The sequence below is a fragment of the Microcella humidisoli genome, assembly GCF_024362325.1.
GTDB lineage: Bacteria > Actinomycetota > Actinomycetes > Actinomycetales > Microbacteriaceae > Microcella > Microcella humidisoli.
In genome coordinates, this window is record NZ_CP101497.1 from 755124 (window position 1) to 782119 (window position 26996).

28 protein-coding genes and 1 tRNA gene are annotated in these 26996 nt (G+C 70.3%); 8 read left to right on the forward strand and 21 right to left on the reverse strand.

The window, feature by feature from the left end; genetic code table 11:
• Window positions 1–85 precede the first annotated feature (85 nt).
• Window positions 86–754 carry a DUF3105 domain-containing protein gene (locus NNL39_RS03535; protein ID WP_255160326.1) on the forward strand — a complete coding sequence of 223 codons (669 nt, stop codon included), beginning with the start codon at window positions 86–88 and terminating at the stop codon, window positions 752–754.
• Between the two features lie 2 nt (window positions 755–756).
• Complete coding sequence (locus tag NNL39_RS03540) at window positions 757–1425, forward strand: DUF305 domain-containing protein (protein WP_255160327.1); 669 nt, start codon at window positions 757–759, stop codon at window positions 1423–1425.
• On the opposite strand, the gene NNL39_RS03545 is transcribed toward NNL39_RS03540, so the two are convergent.
• The 4 genes from NNL39_RS03545 to NNL39_RS03560 all read right to left on the reverse strand — a co-directional run bounded on the left by NNL39_RS03545 (window position 1392) and on the right by NNL39_RS03560 (window position 6749).
• The gene (locus NNL39_RS03545; protein ID WP_407665161.1) at window positions 1392–3293 is read right to left on the reverse strand and encodes an ABC transporter ATP-binding protein; all 1902 of its coding nucleotides are present in this window, start codon (window positions 3291–3293) and stop codon (window positions 1392–1394) included. The two genes, NNL39_RS03540 and NNL39_RS03545, sit on opposite strands and share 34 nt — an antisense overlap.
• Before the next feature lie 52 nt (window positions 3294–3345).
• Window positions 3346–4293, reverse strand: coding sequence for a carbohydrate ABC transporter permease (locus NNL39_RS03550; protein WP_255160329.1), 948 nt, complete (start codon window positions 4291–4293; stop codon window positions 3346–3348).
• Window positions 4290–5282, reverse strand: coding sequence for a carbohydrate ABC transporter permease (locus NNL39_RS03555; protein ID WP_255160330.1), 993 nt, complete (start codon window positions 5280–5282; stop codon window positions 4290–4292). The genes NNL39_RS03550 and NNL39_RS03555 overlap by 4 nt, the downstream gene beginning before the upstream one ends.
• Window positions 5283–5396: 114 nt before the next feature.
• Complete coding sequence (locus NNL39_RS03560; protein ID WP_255160331.1) at window positions 5397–6749, reverse strand: ABC transporter substrate-binding protein; 1353 nt, start codon at window positions 6747–6749, stop codon at window positions 5397–5399.
• Window positions 6750–7126: 377 nt separating this feature from the next.
• Here NNL39_RS03560 and NNL39_RS03565 point away from each other — a divergent pair, with 377 nt between their 5' ends.
• Window positions 7127–8149, forward strand: coding sequence for a LacI family DNA-binding transcriptional regulator (locus NNL39_RS03565; RefSeq protein ID WP_255160332.1), 1023 nt, complete (start codon window positions 7127–7129; stop codon window positions 8147–8149).
• A 94-nt stretch (window positions 8150–8243) separates the two neighbouring features.
• Here the strand turns inward: NNL39_RS03565 and rplL are convergent, their stop codons facing one another.
• The 11 genes from rplL to NNL39_RS03620 form a co-directional block, all read right to left on the reverse strand.
• Window positions 8244–8630 (reverse strand): 50S ribosomal protein L7/L12, encoded by a 387-nt coding sequence (gene rplL, locus NNL39_RS03570; RefSeq protein WP_255160333.1) that lies wholly within the window; start codon window positions 8628–8630, stop codon window positions 8244–8246.
• 48 nt (window positions 8631–8678) lie between these two features.
• Entirely contained in the window at window positions 8679–9194 is a 516-nt protein-coding gene (gene rplJ / locus NNL39_RS03575; RefSeq protein WP_255160334.1) for a 50S ribosomal protein L10, read from the reverse strand.
• 309 nt (window positions 9195–9503) lie between these two features.
• The gene (locus tag NNL39_RS03580) at window positions 9504–10349 is read right to left on the reverse strand and encodes an NAD-dependent epimerase/dehydratase family protein (RefSeq protein ID WP_255160335.1); all 846 of its coding nucleotides are present in this window, start codon (window positions 10347–10349) and stop codon (window positions 9504–9506) included.
• Window positions 10350–10358: 9 nt separating this feature from the next.
• On the reverse strand, window positions 10359–11801 hold the full coding sequence (locus tag NNL39_RS03585) for a sensor histidine kinase (RefSeq protein ID WP_255160336.1): 1443 nt from the start codon (window positions 11799–11801) through the stop codon (window positions 10359–10361).
• On the reverse strand, window positions 11801–12541 hold the full coding sequence (locus NNL39_RS03590) for a response regulator transcription factor (RefSeq protein ID WP_255160337.1): 741 nt from the start codon (window positions 12539–12541) through the stop codon (window positions 11801–11803). Before NNL39_RS03590 ends, NNL39_RS03585 begins: the two co-directional genes overlap by 1 nt.
• Window positions 12542–13030: 489 nt before the next feature.
• Window positions 13031–14041, reverse strand: coding sequence for a sugar phosphate isomerase/epimerase family protein (locus tag NNL39_RS03595; protein ID WP_255160338.1), 1011 nt, complete (start codon window positions 14039–14041; stop codon window positions 13031–13033).
• Window positions 14042–14076: 35 nt separating this feature from the next.
• A complete protein-coding gene (locus tag NNL39_RS03600; protein ID WP_255160339.1) occupies window positions 14077–15159 on the reverse strand; it encodes a Gfo/Idh/MocA family protein in 1083 nt (360 codons plus the stop codon).
• 9 nt (window positions 15160–15168) lie between these two features.
• On the reverse strand, window positions 15169–16281 hold the full coding sequence (locus NNL39_RS03605) for a Gfo/Idh/MocA family protein (protein ID WP_255160340.1): 1113 nt from the start codon (window positions 16279–16281) through the stop codon (window positions 15169–15171).
• The gene (locus NNL39_RS03610) at window positions 16278–17024 is read right to left on the reverse strand and encodes a sugar phosphate isomerase/epimerase family protein (RefSeq protein WP_255160341.1); all 747 of its coding nucleotides are present in this window, start codon (window positions 17022–17024) and stop codon (window positions 16278–16280) included. The genes NNL39_RS03605 and NNL39_RS03610 overlap by 4 nt, the downstream gene beginning before the upstream one ends.
• A 100-nt stretch (window positions 17025–17124) precedes the next feature.
• Complete coding sequence (locus tag NNL39_RS03615) at window positions 17125–17802, reverse strand: DUF998 domain-containing protein (protein WP_255160342.1); 678 nt, start codon at window positions 17800–17802, stop codon at window positions 17125–17127.
• 10 nt (window positions 17803–17812) lie between these two features.
• Window positions 17813–18532 carry a Pr6Pr family membrane protein gene (locus NNL39_RS03620; protein WP_255160343.1) on the reverse strand — a complete coding sequence of 240 codons (720 nt, stop codon included), beginning with the start codon at window positions 18530–18532 and terminating at the stop codon, window positions 17813–17815.
• Window positions 18533–18678: 146 nt separating this feature from the next.
• On the opposite strand from NNL39_RS03620, the gene NNL39_RS03625 reads away from it, so the two are divergent.
• Window positions 18679–19644 carry an NADP-dependent oxidoreductase gene (locus NNL39_RS03625; RefSeq protein WP_407665147.1) on the forward strand — a complete coding sequence of 322 codons (966 nt, stop codon included), beginning with the start codon at window positions 18679–18681 and terminating at the stop codon, window positions 19642–19644.
• A gap of 310 nt (window positions 19645–19954) precedes the next feature.
• On the opposite strand, the gene rplA is transcribed toward NNL39_RS03625, so the two are convergent.
• The 5 genes from rplA to NNL39_RS03650 all read right to left on the reverse strand — a co-directional run bounded on the left by rplA (window position 19955) and on the right by NNL39_RS03650 (window position 22730).
• The gene (gene rplA / locus NNL39_RS03630; RefSeq protein ID WP_255160344.1) at window positions 19955–20644 is read right to left on the reverse strand and encodes a 50S ribosomal protein L1; all 690 of its coding nucleotides are present in this window, start codon (window positions 20642–20644) and stop codon (window positions 19955–19957) included.
• A 94-nt stretch (window positions 20645–20738) separates the two neighbouring features.
• Window positions 20739–21170, reverse strand: coding sequence for a 50S ribosomal protein L11 (gene rplK, locus NNL39_RS03635; protein WP_153982273.1), 432 nt, complete (start codon window positions 21168–21170; stop codon window positions 20739–20741).
• Between the two features lie 101 nt (window positions 21171–21271).
• A complete protein-coding gene (gene nusG, locus NNL39_RS03640; protein WP_255160345.1) occupies window positions 21272–22216 on the reverse strand; it encodes a transcription termination/antitermination protein NusG in 945 nt (314 codons plus the stop codon).
• 42 nt (window positions 22217–22258) lie between these two features.
• On the reverse strand, window positions 22259–22543 hold the full coding sequence (gene secE, locus NNL39_RS03645; RefSeq protein WP_255160346.1) for a preprotein translocase subunit SecE: 285 nt from the start codon (window positions 22541–22543) through the stop codon (window positions 22259–22261).
• A gap of 114 nt (window positions 22544–22657) precedes the next feature.
• Window positions 22658–22730: transfer RNA gene (locus NNL39_RS03650), tRNA-Trp, on the reverse strand.
• A gap of 163 nt (window positions 22731–22893) precedes the next feature.
• On the opposite strand from NNL39_RS03650, the gene NNL39_RS03655 reads away from it, so the two are divergent.
• A complete protein-coding gene (locus tag NNL39_RS03655; RefSeq protein ID WP_255160347.1) occupies window positions 22894–24102 on the forward strand; it encodes a pyridoxal phosphate-dependent aminotransferase in 1209 nt (402 codons plus the stop codon).
• 2 nt (window positions 24103–24104) lie between these two features.
• Entirely contained in the window at window positions 24105–24734 is a 630-nt protein-coding gene (locus NNL39_RS03660) for a LysE/ArgO family amino acid transporter (protein WP_255160348.1), read from the forward strand.
• On the opposite strand, the gene NNL39_RS03665 is transcribed toward NNL39_RS03660, so the two are convergent.
• Window positions 24731–25072, reverse strand: coding sequence for a histone-like nucleoid-structuring protein Lsr2 (locus NNL39_RS03665; protein ID WP_255160349.1), 342 nt, complete (start codon window positions 25070–25072; stop codon window positions 24731–24733). The two genes, NNL39_RS03660 and NNL39_RS03665, sit on opposite strands and share 4 nt — an antisense overlap.
• Before the next feature lie 172 nt (window positions 25073–25244).
• On the opposite strand from NNL39_RS03665, the gene NNL39_RS03670 reads away from it, so the two are divergent.
• Together NNL39_RS03670 and NNL39_RS03675 are read left to right on the forward strand one after the other, a co-directional pair.
• Window positions 25245–26144 (forward strand): ABC transporter ATP-binding protein, encoded by a 900-nt coding sequence (locus NNL39_RS03670; protein WP_255160350.1) that lies wholly within the window; start codon window positions 25245–25247, stop codon window positions 26142–26144.
• Complete coding sequence (locus NNL39_RS03675) at window positions 26141–26995, forward strand: ABC transporter permease (RefSeq protein ID WP_255160351.1); 855 nt, start codon at window positions 26141–26143, stop codon at window positions 26993–26995. Before NNL39_RS03670 ends, NNL39_RS03675 begins: the two co-directional genes overlap by 4 nt.
• Window position 26996: the final 1 nt, after the last annotated feature.

Sequence of the window (26996 nt, forward strand, 5' to 3'; positions counted from 1 at the left end):
CCTTGCCCGATTTCTGGGAGGATGGAGGAGGGTCGCGCGCCGACCCGCTCGCCCTCCCTGCCCCGCATCTGACAGGAGCCCTCCCGTGGCCGACGACTCGACCTCCGCCGACGACCTCACCATCAAGCAGCAGCGCGAGAAGCGCCGTGCCGAGAAGGTCGCCGCGCTCAAGGCCAAGCAGGCGAAAGAGAAGCGCAACCAGCGCCTCGGCATCGCGGGCGCGATCGTGGGCGGCGTCGCCGTCATCGCGATCCTCGTGGGCGTCGTCGTCACCTCGGCGACCCCGCCCGTCGACCCCGCCGCGATCGAGATCGAGGGGCTCGAGACCTTCGAGAACCTCGAGGCGCTGCACGTGCAGTCGGCCGTCGAGTACGACATGACTCCTCCCGCGGGCGGGCCGCACAACCCCACCTGGCTCAACTGCGGCATCTACGAGGAGGAAGTGCCCGAGGAGTATGCCGTGCACTCCCTCGAGCACGGCGCGGTCTGGGTGACGTACGACCCCGAGCAGGTGTCTGGCGGCGATCTGGACGCCCTGCGCTCCGCGATGCCGCGCTCGTACATGATCCTCTCGCCGTTCCCGGGTCTCGAGGCCCCCGTTGTGGCGAGCGCGTGGGGCGTGCAGGTCGCTCTCGACGGCGTCGACGACCCGCGACTGGGCGACTTCATCGTGAAGTACCGTCAGTCGCCCGACGCCCCCGAGCCGGGCGCCCTCTGCAGCCAGGCCCTCGACGGCCCGGGCAAGATCTCCTGACCGTGAGCGACGCCGCCACGGCAGCCGCCCCTCCGCTCAGCCGCACCCGGCTGATCGTCACGGGAGCGCTGCTCGTGCTCGTCGCGCTCGTCGTCGGCGCCCTCGTCGGTCGCGTGACGGCGGCGCCGACCGCGCCCCAGCCGGGCGAGTCGAGTGCCGAGGCCGGCTTCGCGCGCGACATGCAGGTGCACCACGGTCAAGCGGTCGAGATGGCCTTGCTCGTGCGCGACCGCTCCGACGACCCCGAGATCCGGCTGCTCGCGCTCGACATCGCCACGGCGCAGACGCAGCAGCAGGGGCAGATGTTCGCCTGGCTCGCGACCTGGGGCCTGCCCCAGACCTCGAGCGAGCCCGAGATGGAATGGCTGTCGCGTCCGGTGCTCGACGGCTCGGCGGGCCACGACGGGCACGGCGACCACACGCCCGGCGAGCCCATGCCGGGAGTCGCGAGCTTCGAGCAGATGCAGGCCCTGCAGAACGCGACCGGCGTCGAGGCCGAACGCCTCTTCCTCGAGCTCATGATCGCCCACCACCAGGGCGGCGTCGACATGGCCGAGGCGGTCATCGCCCGCAGCACGCACCCGCTCGTGACGGGCCTCGCCGAGGGCATGGTGCAGCTGCAGTCGAAAGAGCTCGACTACATGGCCGAGCTGCTGGCCGCGCGGTCCTGATCCTCGCCCGGCTGCGGCGCGCGGCCGTAGTCGGCCGACTGCTGCTCGACGAGGCGCGCGTAGACGCCGTCGCGCGCGACGAGTTCGTGGTGCCGACCGCTCTCGACGATGCGCCCGTGGTCGACGACATGGATGACATCGGCCGCGCTCACGGTCGAGAGCCGGTGCGCGATCGCGATCGTCGTGCGGCCGCGGCTCGCCGTGTCGAGCGCCCCCTGCACGATGCGCTCTGACACCGAGTCGAGCGCGCTCGTGGCCTCGTCGAGGATGAGCACGGGCGGGTCTTTCAGCAGCACGCGCGCGATCGCGATGCGCTGCTTCTCGCCGCCCGACAGCCGGTAGCCGCGCTCGCCCACGACGGTGTCGTAGCGGTCGGGGAAGCTCTCGATCGTGGCATGGATGCTCGCCGCACGGCACGCCGACTCGAGCTCCGCATCCGTCGCCTCGGGCTTGGCGTACCGCAGATTCTCGGCGATGGTCGCGTGAAACAGGTAGGTCTCTTGACTCACGATGCCGATGCTCTCGATGAGGCTCTGCTGGCGCAGCTGCCGCACGTCGACGCCTCCCACCTCGACCGCTCCGCTCGTGACGTCGTGCAGGCGCGGCACGAGGTACGAGATCGTCGTCTTGCCGGCCCCCGAGGGCCCGACGAAGGCGACGAACTGCCCCGGCTCGACCGTGAACGAGACGCCGTCGAGCGTCGGCTCGCTGTCATCGGGCGCGTCGGGGTAGCGGAACACGACGTCGTCGAAGCGGATGCGCCCGAGGGCCTGCGGCTCGAGCTCGCGGGCATCGGGCGCCTCGGTGATGCGCGGCTGCAGGTCGAGGTACTCGAAGATGCGCGCGAAGAGGGCGCCGCTCGTCTGCAGGTCGAGAGCCACCCGCATGAGTCCCATGAGCGGGTAGGTCAAGCGGGCCTGCACGGTCGTGAAGGCGACGATCGTGCCCGCGGTGACCGCGACATCCTGCTGGATGAGCCAGGCGGCGACGAGGTAGATGACGGCGGGGATGACGGAGAGGAAGACGTTGACCGTGGCGAAGAACCACTGCCCGCTCATCGAGAGCTGCACCTGCAGGCCGCGCTGGGTGTCGTTCTCGGCGCGGTAGCGCTCGACCTCGCTCTGCTGGCGGTAGAAGCTCTTCGCGAGCAGGATGCCCGAGACGCTCAGCGCCTCTTGCGTGATCGCCGTCATGTCGCTCAGCGACTCCTGCGTCTTCGTCGCGATGCGCGCGCGCACCTGGCCCACCCGGCGCTGCGCCACGACCAGCAGCGGCAGCAGCACGACGGCGACGATCGTCAGCTGCCAGCTGAGGATGAGCATCGCGACGAACGCGGCGATGACCGTGACGGTGTTGCCGATGACGCTCGAGACCGTGTTGCTGAGCACGCCCGCGACACCGCCGACGTCGTTCTGCAGACGCGACTGGATGACGCCGGTCTTGGTGCGCGTGAAGAAGCCGAGCTCCATCGCCTGCAGGTGCGCGAAGAGCCGCACGCGCAGCTGGGCCATGACGCTGTTGCCGACCGTGGCCGTGAGGTAGGTCTGCCCGATGCCGATTCCGGCCGAGACGAGCCACAGCACGAGCATCGCGCTCACGAGCTGCAGCAGCACGGGGACGTTCGGGCTGCCCTCGGGCGGGAACAGCCCGCGGTCGAAGGCCTGCTGCGTCAGCAACGGCGGCACGACGCTGAGCGCCGCGGAGACGAGAACCAGCGCGATCGTGATAGCGAGCGGCCGGCGGTGCGGCCGGAACAGCTCGGCGATGCGGGGCAGCAGATTCGGGATGCGCGGCGCTTCGGCATTCGCCGCCCGCTGAGCGTCGGCGTCGCCGCTCGACACGCGAGAACCCCGGCGACCGCCACCCATGCTCATGCTGCGAGCCTAGGCGCGACCACCGGGGTTCCCGGTGTGAGTCGGATCAGCCCTTCGTCGAGCCCGCCAGCAGGCCGCGCACGAAGTAGCGCTGCAGGCTGAAGAACACGATGAGCGGCACGACGAGCGAGATGAACGCCGCGGCCGGCAGGCGCTCCTGGTTGCGCCCGAAGTTGCCCACGAGCTCGGCCAGGCGCTGCGTGAGCGGCGCGACATCGGCGGTACCGCCCGAGAACACGAGCGCCACGAGCAGGTCGTTCCAGACCCAGAGGAACTGGAAGATGCCGATCGAGGCGAGCGCGGGCAGCGACAGCGGGATGACGATGCGGAAGAAGATCTGCGTGTGGTTCGCACCGTCGACTCGCGCCGCCTCGATCACCTCGCCGGGAATCTCGCTGATGAAGTTGTGCAGCAGGAAGATGCACAGCGGCAGGCCGAAGATCGTGTGCGCGATCCAGACCGCCGGGAAGGTGCCGCTGATGCCGAGCACCTCGCTGAAGATCTGCAGCAGCGGGATGAGCGCCATCTGCAGCGGCACGATCTGCAGCGCGAAGATGAGCACGAAGATCGCACCCGAGCCGCGGAACTTGATCCATGCGAAGGCGTAGGCCGCCATCGTCGCGATGATGATCGGGAACAGCGCCGAGGGGATCGCGATGACGAGCGAGTTCACGAAGTACGAGCCGAGGTTGGCCGACGACGCCCCCTGCACGGTGAGCACGTCGACGTAGTTCTCGAGCGTGAAGCTCGGGCTGACGAAGATGTTCCACCAGCCGTTCGAGCGGATCTCCTCCGGCGTGCGGAACGACGAGACGAGCAGGCCGAACGTCGGGATCGTCCACACGGTGGCGATGAGGATGGCGGCGAAGGTCGCCCAGGGCGAGGTGAGGCGCTCCTTGACGCGGCGGGCCTTGCCGCCGCCCGCGGCCGTCGCGATCGCGCGGGTCGTCGGCTGCTCGGGAGCGTCGGCAGCGGCGGTGACGTCGGTGCTCATCGGATCTCCTTCTGCTTGCGCATCACGCGCACGTTGTAGACGACGATCGGCAGGACCATGAAGAACAGCACGACGGCGAGCGCCGAGCCGTACCCGGTCTCGCCGCGGTTGAAGGCCTGCGTGTACATCTCGTTGGCGACGACCGAGGTGTCGAAGTTGCCGCCGGTCATGGCGCGCACGATGTCGAACACCTTGAGGGTGGCGATCGAGATGGTCGTGATGACCACCACGAGCGTGCCGCGGATGCCCGGCACCGTGACGTTCCAGAACGACTGCCACGCGTTCGCCCCGTCGAGGCGGGCCGCCTCGATGATCTCGACGGGCACGCCCTTGATGGCCGCCGAGAGCAGCACCATGGCGAAACCGGTCTGGATCCAGACCATCACGACGATGAGGAAGAAGGTGTTCCACGGTGAGTTCACGAGGAAGGGCTGCGGGTCTTGCCCGAGCCAGACGAGGATCTGGTTGAGCAGACCGATCTGCTCGCTGAAGCCGACCTCGCGGTACTCGTACATGAAGCGCCAGATGATGCCGGCACCGACGAACGAGATGGCCATCGGCATGAAGACCAGCGACTTGAGCACCTTCTCACCATGCGACTTGTCGATGAAGACCGCGTAGGCGAGACCGAAGATCGTCGAGAGGGTCGGCACGAGCGCCACCCAGATGAGCGTGTTGACGAGCACGACGACGATCTCGGGCTGCGTGAACATCCAGACGAAGTTGCCGAACCCGACGAACTCAGAACCGTTGGCCGTCTGCCGGCTGAAGAAGGCGAGGACCGTGGTGCGGATCGCGGGGTAGACCAGGCCGACCGCGAGGAGCACGATCGAGGGCCCGACGAAGGCGGCGAGCTGCCAGTAGTCGCGGCCGCGCTTGGGTGCGCGATCGGCGAGGAACAGGATGAGGCCGACGACCGCGGCGAAGACCGCCAGGCCCAAGACCATGACCCCGAACTTCGCGATGAGATCAGACCAGAAATCACTCATGCCCTATCAAACCTCCATTGGTTTGGCGTGGATGTGGGCCACGTTACCCGACAGACCGGCCCACCGGACTCTGGAGTCCGATGGGCCGGTCGTCATGCGGTCAGCTGATGCTGATTACTGCGGGAACGTCGCGTCGATGGCCTTGAGGACATCCGACGTCGGCGTGCCGTTGACCCAGTCGACCATGCCGGTCCAGAACGAGCTGGTTCCGACGGCGGCGGGCATCAGGTCAGAGGCGTCGAAACGGAAGATCGTGTCGTCGCCCTGCAGGATCTCGACCGACTGGCGGGCGAGGTCGGAACCGGCGAGCGACGGGTCGAGACCCTTGTTCGCCGAGATGACACCGCCGCGCGAGACGCGCTCGTTGGCGAAGGTGTCGCTGGAGAGGTACGCCTGGAGAGCAGCGGTCGCCTCGTTGTCGTTGAACGCGGCCACGAACTCGCCACCACCGGTGACGGCGTTGGGGTCGCCCTCGGCGATCGGCGGGGTGATGAAGGCCCAGACGTCGCCGTCAGGAGCAACCGTCACGCCCTCGCCCCACTGCGCCTCGTAGAACGACGCCTGGTGGTGCAGCGAGCAGGTGCCGTCGAGGATCGAGAGGCCGCCATCCTGGAAGGTGGTGGTCACGATCGACTGCACGCCGCCGAAGCCGCCGTTGACGAACTGGTCGTTCAGCAGCACCTCGCCGACGAGGTCGAACGCCTCGGTGATCTCGGGCGAGTCGAACTTCAGCTCACCGGCGACCCACTGGTCGTAGGCCTCGGGGCCCGCGGTGCGGAGGACGAGGTCCTCGACCCAGTCGGTGCCGACCCAGCCGGTCGCGTCGCCCGAGCCGAAGCCGACGCACCACGGACGGTAGGGTCCGTCGTTGCGCTCGGTCATCTGCTCCGAGAGGTCGAGCAGGCCCTGGTAGGTCGTCGGGATCTCGTAGCCGTTCTCCTCGAAGTCGGCCGGCGAGTACCAGATGTAGCCCTTGACGCTCGCGAGCAGCGGCGCGGCGTAGAACTCGCCATCGACCGTGCCGTAGCCCTTCCACGACTCGCTCCAGAACTCGTCGACGTTGGCCTCGACGGCCTCCGGCGCGGCGACGACGTAGCCGTCGGCGATGAGGCGCTGCAGCAGACCGGGCTGCGGGATGATCATCAGGTCGGGGGCGTCACCGGCGGCGGCACGCACGTTGATCTGCGTCTCCGCCTCCTGCGTGCCGTTGTACTCGACCGTGATGCCCGTGCAGGCCTCGAAGTCGGCCATGCTCTCGACCAGGGCGTCAGCCTCGGTGTCGATGATGGTCGCGTAGAGCTCGACGCTCTCGCCCTCGAAGGTGCCGTAGGCCTCGTAGGCCGCGCAGTCGGCGTCGCCGCCAGCGCCCGGGTCGGTCTCGGCGGCAGCGCAGCCGGCGAGCACGAGGCTCAGGGCTCCGATGGCCGCAGCAGGCGCAATGAACCTGCGTCGGAGAGTGGAACTCATGTGTTTCCTCCTCATTGAGGTCGGTCAGCGCGCCGATCGACGCGCGTAGTTGTGGTGGTGCAAGAGGTGGAAGTCGGCGTCAGAAGGGCCGTTGGACACTCCATCGGGAACCGGTTCCAGGTGTCACCGTACGTCACGCGTGCGCGCGCCGCAACCCGCAATCGTCGTGCCGTTATCGATCTGTTGCGGAACTCCCCGGGGCCGCTCAGGTGCGAACCCGAGAACGACTCGCCGTGAGACCGCTCCCACGTGGCATCGGTTCCACACTCGGTCGATTCGGGCTACACTGACGCCACGGTGCGCCCCGACGACTGCCCACGGCAGCGCGGCGAGCGCTCCGCATCCACACGCCACCGTCCAATGGAGGGCACGAGGCCATGAGCATCCTCGCCGATGTCGCCCGCATTGCCGGCGTCTCGAAATCGACGGCCTCGCGTGCGCTGAGCGGTCGCGGCTACGTCTCCGACGACACCCGCCGGCGGGTCGAGGATGCCGCTGCCGAGCTTGGCTACGTCGTCTCCTCCACCGCCGCGAGCCTCGTCACGGGGCGCACGCGCAACGTCGGCGTCGTCATCCCGTACATCAACCGCTGGTACTTCGCCGAGGTGCTCGAGGGCATCGAGTCGTCGCTCATCCGCGCCGGCTACGACCTCACGCTCTACCGGCTCAGCACCGACCGCGACCTGCGCCGCCGGGTGTTCGACTACTTCCTCGTGCGCAAGCGCGTCGACGCCGTCATCTCGGTCGCGATCGACCTGAGCCCGCACGAAGTGCAGATGCTGCAGGCCCTCGGCAAGCCGCTCGTCGGCATCGGCGGGCGCATCGATGGCATCCCCTCGCTCTCGATCGACGACGTCGAGACGGCACGGCTCGCGACCGAGCACCTCATCAGCCTCGGGCACCGCCGCATCATGCACGTCGGCGGCGATCAGAACGAGCAGATGGACTTCCGCGTCCACTCCCAGCGCTACACGGGCTTCGCCCAGGCGCTGCGGGATGCGGGCATCACGGTCGACGACGACTTTCGCGACGCCGACTTCTCGATCGAGGGCGGCTACGCCGTCGGGCTCGCCGTGCTCGGGGACCCGCGCACGCGGCCGACCGCGATCTTCGCGGGCTGCGACGAGATCGCCATCGGCATCACGGTCGCGGCGCGCCAGCTCGGCATCAGCATCCCGGGCGAGCTCTCGATCATCGGCGTCGACGGCCACCCGCTGGCCGAGATGTTCGGCCTGACGACGCTCGCGCAGCAGCCCGGCGCTCAGGGTGCGCGCGCGGTGGAACTGCTGCTGAGCCAGCTCGAGCACGCCGAGGCCGCGCCGCCCGACGAGCACCTGCTGCTGCCGACCGCGCTCACGGTGCGCACGAGCACCGCGGCGCAGCGCGTTCCCGCCTCCTGATCGCAGCGCTGGCCCCTCTGGCGCGAGCGGCCCGAACGCACGAGAGCCCCGCACCGTCGAACGACGGGCGGGGCTCTCGGTGCAGTGCGGGTGACTACTTGAGGGTGACGGTGGCGCCGGCCTCTTCGAGCTGGGCCTTGGCCTTGTCGGCCGTCTCCTTGTTGACGCCCTCGAGCACGACGCCGGGGGCGCCGTCGACGACGGCCTTCGCCTCGCCGAGGCCGAGGCTCGTGAGCGCGCGGACCTCCTTGATGACCTGGATCTTCTTGTCGCCAGCGGCCTCGAGAACGACGTCGAACGACGACTTCTCCTCGACCTCTTCGGCGGCGGCGCCACCAGCGGCGGGGGCAGCGGCGACCGCGACGGGCGCGGCGGCGGTGACCTCGAAGACCTCTTCGAACTTCTTGACGAACTCGCTGAGCTCGATGAGCGAAAGCTCCTTGAACGCCTCGATGAGCTCGTCAGTCGTGAGCTTGGCCATGATTTCTCCTTCTGGGTTGTGTCGTGTCGTGAACCGGTCGGCTGAGAATCAGCTGCCGGACTCCTGCTTCTGCCGCAGCGCGTCAACGGCGCGAGCGGCCTGCGCCAGCGGCGCGTTGAACATGTACGCGGCACCGAACAGCGAAGCCTTGACGGCGCCGGCCAGCTTGGCCAGCACCACCTCACGGCTCTCGAGCTCGGCGAGCTTCATGACCTCGGAGGCGTCGAGCGGGCGACCGTCGAAGTAGCCGCCCTTCACCACGAGGTTGGGGTTCGCCTTGGCGAAGTCACGCAGCGCCTTCGCCACGGTCACGGGGTCACCGTGCACGAAGGCGAGAGCAGACGGGCCGGCGAGCATGTCATCGAGCGAGTCGATGCCTGCCTCGTTGGCCGCGATCTTGGTCAGCGTGTTCTTCACCACGGCGTACGACGCGTCAGCACGGATGTTGCCACGCAGCGTCTTGAGCTGCGCCACCGTGAGACCGCGGTACTCGGTGAGCAGGACGGCGGTCGAGCTGGAGAACAGTTCCTTCAGCTCGGCGACCGTTGCTTCCTTGTTCGCCATGGTGCTCCTCAATGTTTGTCGTTGGTCTTGCCACGACCGCCGCGGGGCGGAAACCCGGCACACATGACGAAAGGCCCATGCGCATGCGCACGAGCCTCTTCGCTCACCCTCGAGATCGAGGAGCGAGCGGTTTCAGTTCAGTACACCTGCGCGGGCCCTCGTCCGCTCCGTCAGGAGCGTGCGAGCCTTCGGTCCTCGTATTCCGCACGCAAACAGGGTCTGCGTGCAGCCACGGTGACAACCGGCGGTCTATGGCAAGAGGCCAGCATACGTCACGCCGACCGCCCGCCGCAAAACCGCGGCCGCGCGCTACCGCCCGTCGAGCCAGGAGTGCCGCGGCGCGTAGCCGAGGTCGCGGCGCGCGGCGTCGATCGACAGCAGCGTCTCGCGCCCGGCGAGGGGGCGGGTGAGCGGCACCCGCGGGAACTCGGCGGCCATGAGCTCGGCGGAGTCGCGCCGCATGACGGTGTCGGCGGCGGCGATGATGTAGGTCTCGTAGCCCGGCCCGCGCACGGCCAGCGCGCGCTCGACGGCGTGCGCACCGTCGCGGCGGTCGATGTAGCCCCACAGGTTCCACCGCCGCACCGCGGGGTCGTCCTGCCAGCTGTCGAACTCGGCGTAGTCGTCGGGCGCCATGACGTTGCTGAAGCGCAGCCCCGTGATCGACAGGTCGGCGTCGAGGCGGCAGAGCTTGCGGCCGAGCTCCTCCTCGAGGTGCTTGCCGATCGCGTACATGAAGTTGGGGCGCGTCGGCTGAGCCTCGTCGATCGGTGCGGCCGGCGGCGCCTCCGTGAGCGGCAGGCCGAGCAGGGTCTCGCTCGAGGCGTGCACGATGCGCGTGATGCCAGCCCGGCGGGCGGCCTGGAAGACCGCGATCGTCATCGCCAGGTTGTCCTGCAGCAGCACCGTGTCGGGCCGGATGCCCGGGGCCGGGCTCGCCGCCAGGTGCACGACGGCGTCGAGGCCGTCGTAGCGCTCCTCGACCCCGGCGAGGGCATCCAGCACCTGCCCACTGTCGGCGAGATCGACGCGCACGAAGCCCTCACCGGGGGCGCCGACGGCGTCGAGCCCGGTCACGGAGTGCCCGGTCTCGACCAGGTGCGAGACGACGGCCTGCCCGAGCTTGCCGGCCGAACCGGTGACGGCGATGCGCATGGTGCGAGCCTAGGCGCTCGCGACCACCGGCGTTCTCACGAGCGGCAGGCTGACCCGGAAGACGGTCTCGCCCGGGCGCGACGAGGCGGCGACCTCGCCGCCGTGCGCCTGCACGACCGCGGCGACGATCGCGAGCCCGAGACCCGTCGAGCCGGTGGCGCGCGAGCGCGAGGTGTCGGCGCGCGCGAAGCGCTCGAACAGCACGGGCTGCACTTCGGCGGGAATGCCGGGACCCGTGTCGGTGACGGTGACGATGGCGCGGCCCTCGAGGGTGCCGAGCGCCGCCGTGACGCGCGTGCCCTCGGGGGTGTGCACGCGCGCATTGGCGAGCAGGTTGGCGATGACCTGGTGCAGCCGGTGCTGGTCGCCCTCGACGATGACGGGCGCGCGCGGCACGCGCACGACCCAGTCGTGGGCGCGCGAGGTGGCCTGCGCATCGGCGACGGCGTCGGTCATGACGGCCGAGAGGTCGACGGGGTCTCGGCGCAGCTCGCGGCCCTCGTCGAGGCGCGCGAGCAGCAGCAGGTCGTCGACGAGCGCCGACATGCGCACCGACTCCGACTCGATGCGCGAGAGCGCGTGGCGGATGTCGTCGGGCAGCTGGTGGCCGCTGCGGCGCGTGAGCTCGCTGTACCCGCGGATGGCGGCGAGGGGCGTGCGCAGTTCGTGGCTGGCATCGGCGACGAACTGGCGCACCTTCTGCTCGCTCGCCTGGCGGGCGTCGAAGGCGTTCTGCACGTGCTCGAGCATGCGCGTGAAGGCTGCGCCGAGCTGGCCGACCTCGGTGGTCGGATCGGTGTCGAGCACGGGCAGCCGGTCGGCGAGGGCGACGGTGCCGCGGTCGAGCGGCAGGGTCGTGACCGCGGTCGCGGCCTCGCGCACGCGCGTGAGCGGGCGCAGCCCGAGGCGCACGACCTCGCGACCGAGCACGGCCGCGACGACGAGGATGCCGGCGAGCACGGCGGCGATGACCGCGGCGAGGCGAGCGATGGTGGCCGTGACCTCGCGCGTCGAGAGGCCGACGATGAGCACGGTGTCGCGGTCGGCGGTCGTCGCGAGCACGCGGAACTCGCCGAGCCCGCCCGGCAGCCGAAGGGTCACGGGCTCGCCGAGCGCCCGCGCCGCGAGCACGCGCAGCTGCACGCTGCTGAGCTCGCGCACGGTCGCGTTGTCATCGAGGTAGGCGGCGACGGCCGAGCCGTCGGACTGCACGACGCCGATGAGCGAGCCCGTCGGCAGGCCGGGGCCCTCGAAGCTCTGCGCGGGTCCGCGCCCGGGGGCGGCGACGCTCTCGATGCGCTGCGCGATGATGCGCAGCTCGTCGTCGAGTTGCGCGACGAGGTTGGCCCGCAGGAAGTACACGCTCAGCACGCCGATCGCGAGGGTCGCCATCATGAGCAGCACGAGGATGCCCGCCACGAGCCGCTTGCGTAGCGACCATCCTCCGTGCATCAGGTGACCGGCTTGATCATGTAGCCGACGCCGCGCACGGTGTGGATCATGGCGGGGCCGAGCGTGTCGATCTTCTTGCGCAGGTACGAGATGTAGATCTCGACGATGCTCGAGCGCCCGCCGAAGTCGTAGCTCCAGACGCGGTCGAGAATCTGCGCCTTGCTCAGCACGCGCTTGGGGTTGCGCATGAGGTAGCGCAGCAGCTCGAACTCGGTCGCCGTGAGCTCGATCTCGGTGTCGCCGCGCCGCACCTCGTAGCTCTCCTCGTTGAGCACGAGGTCGCCCACGCGGATCTCGGGGTCGGCGCGCTCGCTCACGACGAGCGTGCTGCGCCGGATGAGCCCGCGCAGTCGGGCGACGAGCTCTTCGAGGCTGAACGGCTTGGTGACGTAGTCGTCGCCGCCCGCGGTGAGGCCGACCACGCGGTCGTCGACCGAGTCTTTCGCGGTGAGGAAGAGCACGGGAACATCCGCGCCGTCGGCGCGCAGGCGTCGCAGCACCTCCAGACCATCGAGGTCGGGCAGCATGATGTCGAGCACGACGATGTCGGGCTTGAACTCGCGGCCGTGCTGCAGGGCCTGCTGGCCGGTGAGCGCGGTGCGCACATCCCACCCCTCGTACTTCAGGGCCATCGACACGAGGTCGGCGAGCGAGGGCTCGTCGTCGACCACGAGGGCCCGCACGGGCGAGCCGTCGGGGCGGGTGAGGCGGGGGGACTCGGGAAGCTCGTCGTCAGCCATGCCTCCAGTAAGGCGCAGGATTCTATGAGCCTGCTTGGAGGATCCTAGGGTGGCGAGTGCCGGGTGCCGGGTGCCGGGTGACGAGTGCCGGCGGGCAGACGAGAGCCCCGGCGGCGAGGGGATGCGGGCCGGGGCTCTCTTCAGTGAGCGCGATGCGCTCAGGATCGGTGGTGTCAGGCTCGGTGGGCGCCTCGGCTGCGACGACCCGAGCCGGCGATGCCGACGATGAGGCCGAAGAAGGCGACGAGCGACACGATCATGATGAGCGGAAGGGTGATCATCGGGTCCTCGCGATCGTGATCGGGGGTGCAGGGGGTCTCACCGCCTCGGGTGCGGCGAGTCCTCCCTGCAAGGGACTCAGGTGATCCCTCGCATCCCAGTGTGCGCTTAACGAACACGCTTCACAGTCCCCCGTTGGGGGGCAAGCCGGTCCCCAGAAGGGGGGACCAGTTCGTTCACTTTTGTACCCCGATCGCGCGGGGCCGCGCCTCAGTCCTGGTTCGAGAAGGCGGCGTCGAACGACTGCTCGGGCAGTTCCCACAGCAGCGAGCGCACGAACTGCACGGCCTCCGCGGCGCCGTGCAGTCGGCTCATGCCGGCGTCCTCCCACTCGATGGAGATGGGCCCCGTGTAGCCGATCGCCTTGAGCGCGCGGAACGAGTCCTCCCACGGCACGTCGCCGTGCCCGGTCGAGACGAAGTCCCAGCCGCGCTTCGGGTCGCCCCACGGCAGGTGCGATCCCATGACGCCCGCCCGGCCGTTGTGCGGGCGCAGCCGCGTGTCCTTGCAGTCGACGTGGTAGATGCGGTCGGCGAAGTCGACGATGAAGCCGACGGGGTCGATGTTCTGCCACATCATGTGGCTCGGATCCCAGTTGAAGCCGAAGGCCTCGCGGTGGTCGATCGCCTCGAGCGTGCGCACGCTCGTCCAGTAGTCGTAGGCGATCTCGCCGGGGTGCACCTCGTGCGCGAAGCGCACGCCCTCGCTGTCGAAGACGTCGAGAATGGGGTTCCAGCGGCGGGCGAAGTCCTCGAAGCCGCCCTCGATGACGCTCGCCGGCACGGGCGGGAACATCGCGACGTACGGCCAGATGCTCGAGCCCGTGAAGCCCACGACGGTATCGACGCCGAGACGACGGGCCGCGCGCGCCGCGTACTGCAGCTCGGTGGCCGCCCGCTGCCGCACCCCCTCGGGCTCGCCGTCGCCCCACACGCGGCTCGACAGGATCGCCTGGTGCCGGAAGTCGATCGGGTCGTCGCACACCGCCTGCCCCGCGAGGTGGTGCGAGATGGCGTAGACCCGCAGGTTGTGGCGCGCGAGGATGTCGAGGCGGCCCTGCAGGTAGTCGTCGTCCTCGACCGCGCGCTGCACGTCGAGGTGCTCACCCGAGGCCGCGATCTCGAGGCCGTCGTAGCCCCACTGCTCGGCGAGCGTCGCGACCTCCTCGAGCGTGAGGTCGGCCCACTGGCCGGTGAACAGGGTGACGGGATGCGTGGACACGAGTGGCTCCTTCTTCGGGGCTTCGGGCAGGGGGTCTAGAGGTCGATCCAGTCGCCGGTGCGCGCCGAGGCGAGCACGGCATCCGTGATGCGCGCCGCGCGCACGCCGTCGGCGAAGACCGGCAGGCCCTCGGGCGCGGCACCGCGCACGGCGGCGTAGGTGTCGGCGGCGAACGCCGTGAAGGCGTCCTGGTAGCCGAGCGGGTGGCCCGGGGGCAGCACCGAGAGACGCGCGGCGTCGGGGTGCAGCTCGTCGGTGCTGCGCAGGTGCAGCTCGCTGCCCGCGCGGCGACCGATCCACAGCTCCTCCGGACGCTCCTGCGCGAAGCGCAGCGACTCGGTCGCGCCGTGCACCTCGAGCACGAGCCCGTTCTTGCGGCCCGGCGCCACTTGCGAGACGAGGAGGCTCACGACGGCGCCACCGCCGGTCTGCGCGAGCACGCCCGCGAGGTCCTCCGTCGCGACCGGGCCCGTGGACGCGCGCTCGGGGTAGACGGTGCTCGTGATGGCCTGCAGGCGCGCGAGCCGCTCGCCCGTGACGAACTCGAGCAGATCGCACAGGTGCGAGCCGATGTCGGCGAAGGCCCGTGAGGCGCCCCCCGCCTCGGACGACACGCGCCAGTTGTCGTCGCCCGCCGCGAGCAGCCAGTCCTGCAGGTACGCCCCCTGCACGCTGAACAGCCGCCCGACCTGCCCGGCGGCGACGCGCGTCCGCGCCTCGCGCACCATGGGGTGGAACCGGTAGACGAACGGCACGGTCGCGGCGACCCCCGCGGCCGCGGCCCGCTGCTCGAGGTCGACGGCGTCGGCGACGGTCGTCGCGAGCGGCTTCTCCGTCACGACGTGCTTGCTCGCGGCGAGCACGCGCACGGTCAGCTCGTGGTGGGTGGCGTTCGGGGTGACGACGTGCACGACCTGCACGCGGTCGTCGGCGAGCAGGGCATCCACGTCATCGAACGCGGACTCGGCGCCGATGCGCTCGGCCGCCGCGCGCGATCGTTCGGGCGTCGAGCTCGTGACGCCCACGATGCGGGCCCCCGCCGCGCGCGCGGCGCGGCTGTGCACGTCGGCCATGAAGCCGCCGCCGATGAGGGCGACGCCGAGGGATGCGGGGCTCATGCGGGGCTCCTAGAGGGTCGCGGCGGTCGGGTCCCAGTCCTCCGGCAGCGCCGGGGGGATCGTCACGGTGCTCGCGATGCCGACGGCGGCGCCGTCGGTCTCGGCCGAGTGCTGGATCGACACCATGAGGTCGAGCACGTGGAAGGCGAACTCGCCCGAGGCGCGCTCGGGCCGGCCGGCGCGGATGGCGCGGGCGAGCTCGACGACGCCGGCGCCGCGCGAGAAGGTCGACCCGCTCGCGGGCACGACCTCGGCGTCCGCCTCCTCGAACATGCCATCCCGCCAGATGCGCAGCTCGCCCTCGAACATGTTCGGGTCGGGCAGGCTCAGCGTGCCCTCGGTGCCGGCGATCTCGACGATGCCGACGCGCGGACGGCTCGACTGGAACGAGAACGTGCTCTGCGCCGTCGTGCCGTTCTCGAAGTCGATGAGGGCGGCCACGTGCGTCGGCACCTCGACGGGGAACGACTCGCCAGCGCGGGGCCCCGAGGCGATGATGCGGGATGCGCGCGCTTGCGAGCCCCGCGCGACGACCTGCGCCGCCGGGCCCATGAGCTGCACGAGCGTCGAGAGGTAGTACGGGCCCATGTCGAACAGCGGCCCGCCGCCGCGGGCGTAGAGGAAGTCGGGGCTCGGGTGCCACGCCTCGGGGCCCGAGACCTGGAAGAGCGTGAGCGCCGTGAGCGGCGTGCCGATCGCCCCGGACTCGATGAGCCGGCGCCCGGTCTGGATGCCCGCACCGAGCACGGTGTCGGGCGCGCACGCGACGCGCAGGCCCGCGCGGTGGGCTTCGTCGAGCAGCGCCTGGCCGCTCGCGAGGTCGAGCGCGAAGGGCTTCTCGCTCCAGACGTGCTTGCCCGTCGCAAGGGCGTCGAGCGCGACCGGCACGTGCGCGGCGGGGATCGTGAGGTTGACGACGATCTCGATGTCGTCGCGCGCGAGCAGTTCGGCGACCGAGCCGCTCGAGGGCACCCCGTACTCGGCGGCCCGGGCCGCGGCGCGATCGGTGTCGAGGTCGGCGACCATGAGCACGCGCACGTCGGCCGCGCGCGTGAGGTTCTCGAGGTACTGCTGGCTGATGACGCCCGCGCCGATGACGCCGACGCCCACGGGGCCGGTCACGCCTCGACCCCCCGTGCGCGCACTGCCGCGAGGCTCGCGGCGATGCCCTCGAACAGGTCGCCCGCGTAGGCGTCGAACTCGATGACGGGGCGGGCGGTCGGCGCCGCGGCGAGGATCTCGGCGACGGGCATCGCGCCCGAGCCCGCGGGCAGCTGCTGCTCGATCTCGCGGTTCACGGGGCCGTCCTTGATGTGCAGCGCGACGACGCGCTCACCGAGTCGACCGAGCAGCGCGACGGGGTCGACGCCGCCGACCGCGCTCCAGTAGGTGTCGAGCTCGAGCACGACCTCGTCGCCGAGCGCGTTGGCGAACACCTCGAGGGCCGGGGTGCCGTCGATGCGGCGCTCGAGCTCCCACCAGTGGTTGTGGTAGCCCACCTGCAGGCCGTGGTCGGCGGCGATCCGGGCGACGGCGGTGAGCTCGGCTGCGAGCGCGGCGACGTCGTCGCGCGTCGTCCAGCGCTCCTCGGGCACGTAGGGGTCGATGAGGGTCGTGACGCCGACGCGCGCCGCGGCGGCGATGGCGGCCTCGTGCACGCCGCCGAGCAGGGTCGCGTGCGAGGTGGGCGCGGTGAGCCCCGCCGCGGCGAGCGCCGGCCGCAGCGTCTCGGCGGCATCCGTGAGACCGAAGGGCTCGACGCAGCGGAACCCGAGGTCCGCGAGCCGCTGCAGGGTGGCGCCGGGGTCGGCGGCGAGCGCATCGCGCACCGTGTAGAGCTGCACGGAGACGGGGGGACGGGGCACGGCGGAACTCCTCGACGATGGTGGCGGGCCGATGCGCCGACGGGCGCGACCGTGCTCCACTCTACGGTCGACGGCGGGCAACCGACAACAAAGGTATGACCTAAGCGGCGTCGGGGCTCGCGAGGCTCACGATCGACGGCCGGGTCACCAGCCGGGCGGCCCGCACGATGCCGAAGACCACGAGCCATCCGATGCCGATCGTCGTCGCTACGAGCTCGAGACGGCTGCCGAACACCGCGTTCCAGCGGGCGAGCGAGAGCAGGCCGCCCGTCGCCGCGACCACGCCGACCGCGACCGCCATGAGCAGCGTCAGCCCGCTGAGCGCTCGGTGGCCGGGGGCGAAGGCCACCTGCAGCATCGCCCAGCACGCCGCCCCGAACGCGACGACGGCCGCGAGGGTGTGTACGAGATCCTGCACCGTGAACGTGTCGCCCACCGGCAGCGGGCACGCCTGCGTGCACGGCACCTGCGCGGCGACGAGGAACGACGAGCAGGCGAGGGCGAGCGTGAGCGCCGGCGTGCCGCGCCGCAGCAGCGGCGGGCGGCTGCGCAGGTCGCGCATCGACCAGGCCACGAGCATCCCGCCCGCCACGAGCAGCAGCAGGGCGAGGCGGAACTGCTCGGCCGTCGGCTCGCCGAGCGCTCCGAGCTCGCTCACGTAGAGCTCGCGGGGCACCGACACGCGGGCCAGCCAGATGAGCACGAGGGCGGCCGCCACGAGCAGGGCGCCGATGACGGCGAGCGCGGCATCCCGATGCCGCTGAGGGCTGTCGACCACGGCGAGGCGGTCAGGCGGTCGCGGCGGCGCGCGCGGCCGCCGGCTCGTCGTGGATCGCGTGCGCGGCGCCGGGGCCGCGGCGCAGGCGCGAGATGCGGATGACGCCCGCGCCGACGAGGCCGATCACGGCCGCGATGAGGATGACGTAGAAGGCCACGGAGAGGTAGCCGTTCGCCGAGGTCTCCGGGTTCAGGAAGGGGTACGGGTACCACGGGCCATCGGTGACCACGTCGTACGTGAGCGGGCCGCGCACGAGCGTGTAGATCGCCCAGACGATCGGGAAGGACACGATGGTGCCGATGTGCTTCCAGGCGAGGACGTGGCGGCCGGGCGCGAACAGCCAATCGAGCAGCAGGTACAGCGGCCCCCACAGGTGCAGGATCTCGTTCGACCAGTCGAGTGTGGCGCCCTGCGGCAGCTCGATGTTGCGCAGGAGCAGGTTGTAGACGATGCCCGTCGTCACCATGAAGGTCGTCGCGACGGCGCGCAGCACGCTGAACCAGCGGGGGCTCGCCTTCAGCAGCGTCAGGCCGATGGCCATGACGAGCACCACCGTGGCGAGGATGTTCGATTCGATCGTGAAGAAGCTGAAGAAGTTGGTGAGGCGGAAGGGGATGTCGGTGAGCCCCTCCCGCTGCCAGAACAGCAGCGAGGTCACGATCTGGCCGACGACGGCGGCCCCGATGGCCAGCGCCGCGACGATGCGCAGCACGAGGAAGAGAGCGGTCACGCGACGGGCCTTTCACCAGCGGGAGCGGGGTCTGCGCTCATGCTACGTGCCGAACGCGCCACTCGTCTCCGGGTTGTGACAGGGAGTTAACACGGGCGAGACGCACATCGTGTTCACTGGGCGTAGCAGGGGGAGGGCGAGAAGCGATGACGATGATGCGCGCGATGGTCATGACCGCGATCGGCGGCACCGAGGTGCTCGAGGCGGCCGAGCTGCCCGTGCCGGTGCGAGCGGGGGCGGAGGTGCTCGTGCGCGTGCACGCCACGAGCGTCAACCCGATCGACGTCAAGACGCGGGCGGGCCGCGGGGCGGCGGGCGCCATCCGGCAGTACCCCGCCGTGCTCGGCTACGACATCGCCGGCACGGTCGTCGAGTCGGCCTACCAGTCGCACGCGCTCGCGCCCGGCCGCGAGGTCTACGGCATGACGATCGTGCCGCGGCTCGATGGCGGAAACGCCGAGTACGCGGCGGTGCCCGAGCTCTTCCTCACGCCGAAACCCACGACGCTCTCGATGACCGAGGCCGCGGCGGTGCCGCTCGCGGCACTGACCGCGTGGGGCATGGTCGTCGACGTCGCGCGCGCCCATGAGGGGCAGCGGATGCTCATCCACGCCGGCGCCGGCGGCGTCGGGCACTTCGTGGTGCAGTTGGCGGCGTACTTCGGCGCGAGCGTCACCGCCACATGCTCGACGGCCAACGTGTCGTTCGTGCGCGAGCTCGGGGCCGCCCGCGTCGTCGACTACACGACCACGCGGTTCGAGCACGAGGTGCACGACCACGATGTCGTGATCGACCTCATCGGCAACGTGCACGACGACACCGGCACGCGCTCGCTCGCCGCGCTGCGGCCGGGCGGGCTGCTCGTCAACGCGCCCACCGGCAGTTGGCCGGGCATGCTCGACGACGCCGCCGCCGCGGGCGTGCGCGCGACCGACTACAAGGTCTCGCCGAACGGCGCGACCCTCGCCGTCATCACCCGCATGATCGAGGCCGGCGATCTCCGCGTGCACGTCGACCGCGTCCTGCCGCTCGACGAGCTCGCCGAGGCGCACCGCCTGGTCGAGTCGGGCCGCACGCGCGGCAAGATCGCGATCGAGGTATCCCGGCCCTGACGCCCGCCCCGGCCAGCGGGCGCTCGTGCACGGCGGCGTCGTCGACCGCCTCGTCGACGAGGAAGCCCGTCGGGCCTCGCGCACGGGCACACCGCTCTCGAGCATCCCCTTGTTCTGCCCGCCCGTGTTCGCACCTGAGGCGGTACCGCCGGATCTGCCGCGCGAATCGCGCACGTCCGCGTGCTGAGCCTGAGTTGTGAACAGGCGCGCGGCGAGACGCAGCTCGGGCCGAGCCGAAACCACGAACGGCCCCGCCGAAGCGGGGCCGTTCGTGCGTCGCGCCGCAGGAGCGGCGGCGCGACAGAAAACGCTAAACGGCGTTGACGTCGAGCGGGATTCCCGGACCGAAGGTCGTCGAGAGCGAGCCCTTCTGCAGGTAGCGCCCCTTCGAGCTCGACGGCTTGAGGCGCATGACCTCGTCGAGCGCCGCCTTCAGGTTCTCGTGCAGCTGCTCTTCGGTGAACGCGGTCTTGCCGATGATGAAGTGCACGTTGGCGTGCTTGTCGACGCGGAACTCGATCTTGCCGCCCTTGATGTCGGTGACGGCCTTGGCCACATCGGGGGTGACGGTGCCCGTCTTCGGGTTGGGCATGAGGCCGCGGGGGCCGAGCACCTTGCCGAGTCGACCGACCTGGCCCATGAGCTCGGGGGTCGAGACCGCCGAGTCGAAGGCGGTGTAGCCGCCGGCGACCTTCTCGATGAGCTCGACGCCGCCGACCTCGTCGGCGCCGGCCGCGATCGCGGCCTCGGCCGCAGGGCCGGTCGCGAACACGATGACGCGAGCGGTCTTGCCCGTGCCGTGCGGCAGGTTGACGGTGCCGCGCACCATCTGGTCGGCCTTGCGGGGGTCGACGCCGAGCTTGAGCGCGACCTCGACGGTGGAGTTGGTGTTCTTCGAGCCGGTCTGTCGAGCGACGGCGACGGCCTCGGCCGTCGAGTAGAACTTGCCGTCTTCGATCTTCTCGGCCGCGGCCCGGTAGGCCTTCGACTTCTGTGCCATGTTGTGTCTCCTAGAGGTGAGTTCGCGGTTGACGAGCCTGGCTGGCTCTCCCGCTGAGGTGAAGGTCCTGCTGGTGTGAAAGTGGCGAGTCGAGCTACTGCTCGACGGTGATGCCCATGCTGCGAGCAGTGCCGGCGATGATCTTCTCGGCCGCCTCGATGTCGTTGGCGTTGAGGTCGACCTGCTTCTGCTCGGCGATCTGGCGCACCTGCTCCTTGGTGAGCTTGGCCACCTTGACGGTGTGCGGGGTCGACGACCCCTTCTGCACGCCCGCGGCCTTCTTGATGAGCTCGGCGGCCGGCGGCGTCTTGAGGATGAACGTGAACGAACGGTCCTCGTACACGGTGATCTCGACCGGGATGACGTTGCCGCGCTGCGACTCGGTCGCGGCGTTGTAGGCCTTGCAGAACTCCATGATGTTGACGCCGTGCTGACCGAGCGCCGGGCCGATGGGCGGGGCGGGGTTGGCGGCGCCGGCCTGGATCTGCAGCTTGATCAGACCCGTGACCTTCTTCTTCGGTGCCATGTTCTCTTCCTTCGTGTCGAGCAGCATCCGAGTGGATGCTGCGCTCCCGCCTGCGCGCCCTGTGCGCGCCGCGGTGGTCGGTGGTGGGTGTTCGTGTCAGCTCAGAGCTTGGTGACCTGGTCGAACGACAGCTCGACCGGAGTCTCGCGCTCGAACAGCGAGACGAGCACCGTGAGCTTGCCGCTCTCGGGCTTGATCTCGTTGATCGTGCCGGGGAGCCCGGCGAACGAGCCCTCCTTGATGGTGATCGTCTCGCCGACCTCGAAGTCGATCTCGGCCGGGATGACACGAGCCGCGAGCCCGCCACCCTTGGTGCCGCCCGCCTTGGCCGGGGCCTCGGCGATCTGCACGGTCGACTTGAGCATCTGGAACGCCTCATCGAACCGCAGCGGCGTCGGGTTGTGGGCGTTGCCCACGAAGCCCGTCACACCGGGGGTGTGCCGCACGACCGACCAGCTGTCCTCGTTGAGATCCATGCGCACGAGCACGTAGCTGGGGATGCGCACGCGCGTGACGAGCTTGCGCTGGCCGTTCTTGATCTCGACGACGTCCTCCATGGGAACCTGCACCTCGTAGATGCTCTCCTCCATGTTCATCGAGATCTTGCGGTTCTCGATGTTCTGCTTGACGCGCTTCTCGAAGCCCGCGTACGAGTGCACGACGTACCACTTGCCCGGCTTCATGCGCAGCTCGAGCTTGAACTCGTCGTACGGGTCGACCTCGGCGGGCTCCGCGTCGGTCTCGGGCTCGTCGGCCTCGTCGTGCGTCGCCTCGGCGGCGGCCTCGGCCTCGTCGGCGGAGTCGATGTCGAGCGCGTCGTCGACGACCGCGTCGGCCTCGGGGTCGGCGGCGGCCTCGAGCGCGTCGAGCAGGCCGTCGAGGTCGGGCTCGTCGCTCTCGTCGACGAGGTGCATCGCCGAGTGCTCGACGGCGTCGACCGAGTGCAGGTCGGCGGCGAGGGTGTTGCCCTCTTGCGCCTCATCCTCCTCCGACGACTGCTCAGCGGCGGTCGAGTAGTCGAGGTCGCTGGGGAGCTTCTCGGTCACGGTTTCTCTTTCTCTCAGTACGTCGGTGGGATGGTGCGGCGGCTACAGGCCGACCGCGGCCGATCCGTCACCGAAGACGAACCGCACGAGCCACAGGAACACGATGTCGAGGCCCGAGACGATCGCCATCATGATGATCACGAAGACGAGCACGACGATCGTGTAGGTGATGAGCTCGCGCCGCGTGGGGGTGACCACCTTGCTGAGCTCGTTGAGCACCTGGCGGATGAACAGCGCGAAGCGCCCGAACGGACCACGCTTCTCGGCGCGCTCCTTCTTGGCGTTCGCGACGATGTCCTCGCCGGGCTCATCGATCACATTGCTCACGTGATGCTCTCCTCACGACTCATCGTCGTCATGACTGTGGTGGGGCGTGCCGTCAGGCACATGTCATCGTCGTTCCCGGGGGCTCCGTTCGGAACCCCCGGGCCGACGACTCTGCAGGGCGGACAGGACTCGAACCTGCAACCTGCGGTTTTGGAGACCGCTGCTCTACCAATTGAGCCACCGCCCTCTGCGGTGGATGGCTGATCTTCGGGCACGCGAAAGCATGGCAGAGATCAACTACCTCGACCCAGTGTAGGCGACGACGCGGGGAGCGCCAACCCGGGCCCCGCGCCGACGAGCGGCACGAGCATCCGGCGCGAGGGATGCTGTGCCCCCGTAGAATCGGGGCCGTGACCGCCGACTCCTCCCGCATCGCCCGCCGCATCGCCGCCATCAGCGAATCCGCGACCCTCAAGGTCGACGCCAAGGCCAAGGCCCTCAAGGCCGCCGGGCGACCCGTCATCAGCTACGCCGCGGGCGAGCCCGACTTCCCCACCCCCGAGCACATCGTCGAGGCCGCGGTCGTCGCCGCCCGCGACCCGAAGAACCACCGCTACACCCCCGCGGCGGGCCTGCCCGAGCTGCGTGAGGCGGTGGCCGAGAAGACGAAGCGCGACTCGGGGCTCGAGACGAGCGCGGGCCGCGTCATCATCACCAACGGCGGCAAGCAGGCGGTGTTCCAGGCCTTCGCGACGATCGTCGACGAGGGCGACGAGGTGCTGCTGCCGGCCCCGTACTGGACCACCTATCCCGAGGTCGTGCGCCTCGCGGGCGGCGTTCCGGTCGAGGTCTTCGCGGGCGCCGATCAGGACTACCTCGTGACGGTCGAGCAGCTGGAGGCGGCGCGCACGCCGCGCACCAAGGTGCTGCTCTTCGTGAGCCCCTCGAACCCCACCGGCTCGGTCTACAGCCCCGAGCAGACCCGCGCCATCGGCGAGTGGGCGCTGCAGCACGGCATCTGGGTCATCAGCGACGAGATCTACCAGGCCCTCACCTACGACGGCGTGCGCGCGGTCTCGATCGTCGAGGCCGTGCCCGAGCTCGCCGAGCAGAGCATCCTCGTCAACGGCGTCGCGAAGACCTACGCCATGACCGGGTGGCGCGTGGGCTGGATGGTCGGCCCCGCCGACGTCATCGCCGCGGCCTCGAACCTGCAGTCGCACCTGTCGAGCAACGTCGCCAACATCTCGCAGCGCGCCGCGATCGCTGCGCTCACCGGTCCGCAGGATGCCGTCGTGACGATGCGCGAGGCCTTCGACCGGCGGCGTCGCGTTGCCGTCGCCGAGCTCAACCGCATCCCCGGCATGGTCACGCCGACCCCGACCGGCGCGTTCTACGTCTACCCCGACGTCACGGCGCTGCTGAACCGCGAGTGGAAGGGCTCGACTCCCACGACCTCGCTCGAGCTCGCCGACCTCGTGCTCGAGCACGCCGAGGTCGCGGCGGTGCCTGGCGAGGCGTTCGGACCCAGCGGCTACCTGCGCTTCAGCTACGCGCTCGGCGACGCCGACCTGCTCGAGGGCATCCAGCGCCTGCAGGCGCTCTTCGGCACCCGGTAGCGATGGCCGCAGCGCTCGCCGGGCTCGGGCTCGGCCTCTCGCTCATCATCGCCATCGGCGCCCAGAACGTCTTCGTGCTGCGGCAGGGAATCCGCCGCGAGCACGTGCTCGCCGTCGTGATCGTGTGCGCGGTCTCCGACGCCGTGCTGATCGCCGCCGGCATTGCGGGGCTCGGCGCCGTGCTCACCGTGGTGCCGTGGCTCGTCGATGTCGTCCGCTGGGCCGGCGCGGTCTTTCTCGTCGGGTACGGGATGCTCGCCGCGCGCCGCGCGTGGCGCCCGAGCGGCGCGCTCACGGTGGGAGCGCAGCCCGCGGGTGACGAGCAGGCGCCCGCATCCCGCCCCCGTCTGCGCGGGGTGGTGCTCACGGCGCTCGCGCTCACCTGGCTCAACCCGCACGTGTACCTCGACACCGTGTTCCTGCTGGGGTCGATCGCGAGCACGTGGAACGAGCAGCGGTGGCTGTTCGGGGCCGGGGCGATGCTCGGCAGCGTGCTGTGGTTCACCGCGCTCGGGTTCGGCGCGCGCTATCTCGGCCGATGGTTGTCGAGCCCGCGCGCGTGGCGCTGGCTCGACGCCGGCATCGCGATCGTGATGGTCGCGATCGCGGTGTCGCTGGTCTGGCCGCGCTAGTTCTGGGCGGCCGTGTAGGCGGCGCGCACCTCGGCGGGGATGCGGCCGCGGTCGCCGACCGCGTATCCGTTGCGCTGCGCCCAGGCGCGCACGGCGGCGGTGTCGCCCGAGCCCGAGGATGCGCCGCGCGAGCGCGGTGCGGCCGACGCGCGGCGGCCGGTCGAACGGGCCTTCGCGATGAACGGGGCCAGCGCATCCCGCAGCGCCTGCTGGTTGGCGCGACCGAGGTCGATCTCGTAGCTCGCGCCGTCGAGCGCGAACGTGATGGTGCCGCCCTCGCCCGGGCCGATGACGGTGCTGTCGAGATCGTCGACGAGCTCGGTGGTGATGCGCTTCACGGTGGTCCCCCTCGATCGATAAAGCACGCAGAAATGCGCGCGGCAACATTATCGGAATTCGATGCCGTTTATCGAATTCCCGCAAATGCATTTCGGCGTCCACCGTTCGGTTGACCCGGGAATCCGCCGAGCGGGCGTTCCCTGCGGCGCGCCCACGGGGGATGCTGGGGGCATGAACTCCACCGACACCGCCATCGAGGTGCACGAGCTGCGCAAGACCTATGGCGAGCTGACCGCGGTCGACGGCATCTCGTTCGACATCCATCGCGGCGAGACCTTCGCCCTGCTCGGCCCCAACGGCGCCGGCAAGTCGACGACCATCGAGATTCTCGAGGGGTATCGCGACCGCACGAGCGGCGACGTGCGCGTGCTCGGGGTCGACCCCGGCCGCGGCGGCCTCGACTGGAAGGCCCGCATCGGCATCGTGCTGCAGTCGAGCGGCGAGAGCGGCAATGTGACGGTGGGCGAGCAGCTGCGGCACTTCGCGGCGCTCTACCCGAACCCGCGCGATGTCGACGAGGTCATCGCCGCCGTGGGGCTCGAGAGCAAGGCGGGCGTGCTGATCCGCAAGCTCTCGGGCGGGCAGCGCCGCCGCGTCGACGTCGCGGTGGGCATCATCGGAGCGCCCGAGCTGCTCTTCCTCGACGAGCCGACGACGGGCTTCGACCCCGAGGCGCGTCGCAGCTTCTGGCAGCTCATCCGCACCTTGCAGCGCGAGGGCACGAGCATCCTGCTCACCACCCACTACCTCGACGAGGCCGCCCAGCTCGGCGACCGCGCGGGCATCATCGCGGGAGGCCGCATGGTCGACCTCGCCCCCATCGACGAGATCGGCGGTCGCGAGTCGCGCGTGCCGCTCGTGCGCTGGGTCGAGGGCGGCGAGCGCCGTGAGCAGCGCACCGACTCCCCCGCCGCCGTCGTGACCGCGCTGGTGGCGCGCTTGGGCGGCGAGCCCGAGGGGCTCGAGGTGATTCGGCCGAGCCTCGAAGACGTCTATCTCGACCTCGTCGGCCACGAGCACGCGGCGGGGATCGCCGCCGACGCCCTGAACGAGACGGAGACGGCACGATGAGCACGACGACGACCCCCCGCCCGGGACTCACCGAGAACAGCGCCGCGCGCGCGGTGCGCCTCGGGGCCCTGCGCATCGGCTACGAGGTGCGCGCCTACTTCCGGCAGGGCGACACGGTGTTCTTCACCTTCCTCTTCCCCGTCGTGATGCTCACGATCTTCTCGGTGTCGTTCAGCGAAACGAGCTTCGGCCAGACGGCCGACGGCGACGACATCACGGCCGCGTGGTTCTTCCTGCCCGCCATGCTCGCCGCGGGCGTGCTGCTGAGCGGCCTGCAGAACCTCGCGATCGACATCGCGATGGAGAAGAGCGATGGCACGCTCAAGCGCCTCGCGGGCTCGCCCCTGCCCGTCGTGAGCTACTTCATCGGCAAGCTCGGCCAGTCGTTCGTGACGGGCCTGCTGCAGGCGATCGTGCTGCTCGCGCTCGGATTCACGGTCTTCCAGGTGCCGCTGCCCGACGATGCGAGCAAATGGTGGACCTTCGCCTGGGTCTTCGCACTCGGCGTCATCACCTCGGCGATCCTCGGCATCGCTCTGAGCGCCGTGCCGCGCTCGGGCAAGAGCGCGACGGCTGTCGTGATCCCGATCACCCTCGTGCTGCAGTTCATCTCCGGCGTCTACCTGCGCTTCAGCGACCTTCCCGAGTGGCTGCAGAACGTCGCCGCGGTGTTCCCCCTCAAGTGGATGGCGCAGGGCATGCGCAGCGTCTTCCTGCCCGACGAGCTCGTGGTGCTCGAGACGAACGAGTCGTGGGATCTGCCCGGCATCGCGCTCGCGCTGGGCATCTGGCTCGTCGTCGGACTCATCGTGACGCGACTGACGTTCCGCTGGATCCGCAAGGACAGCTGAG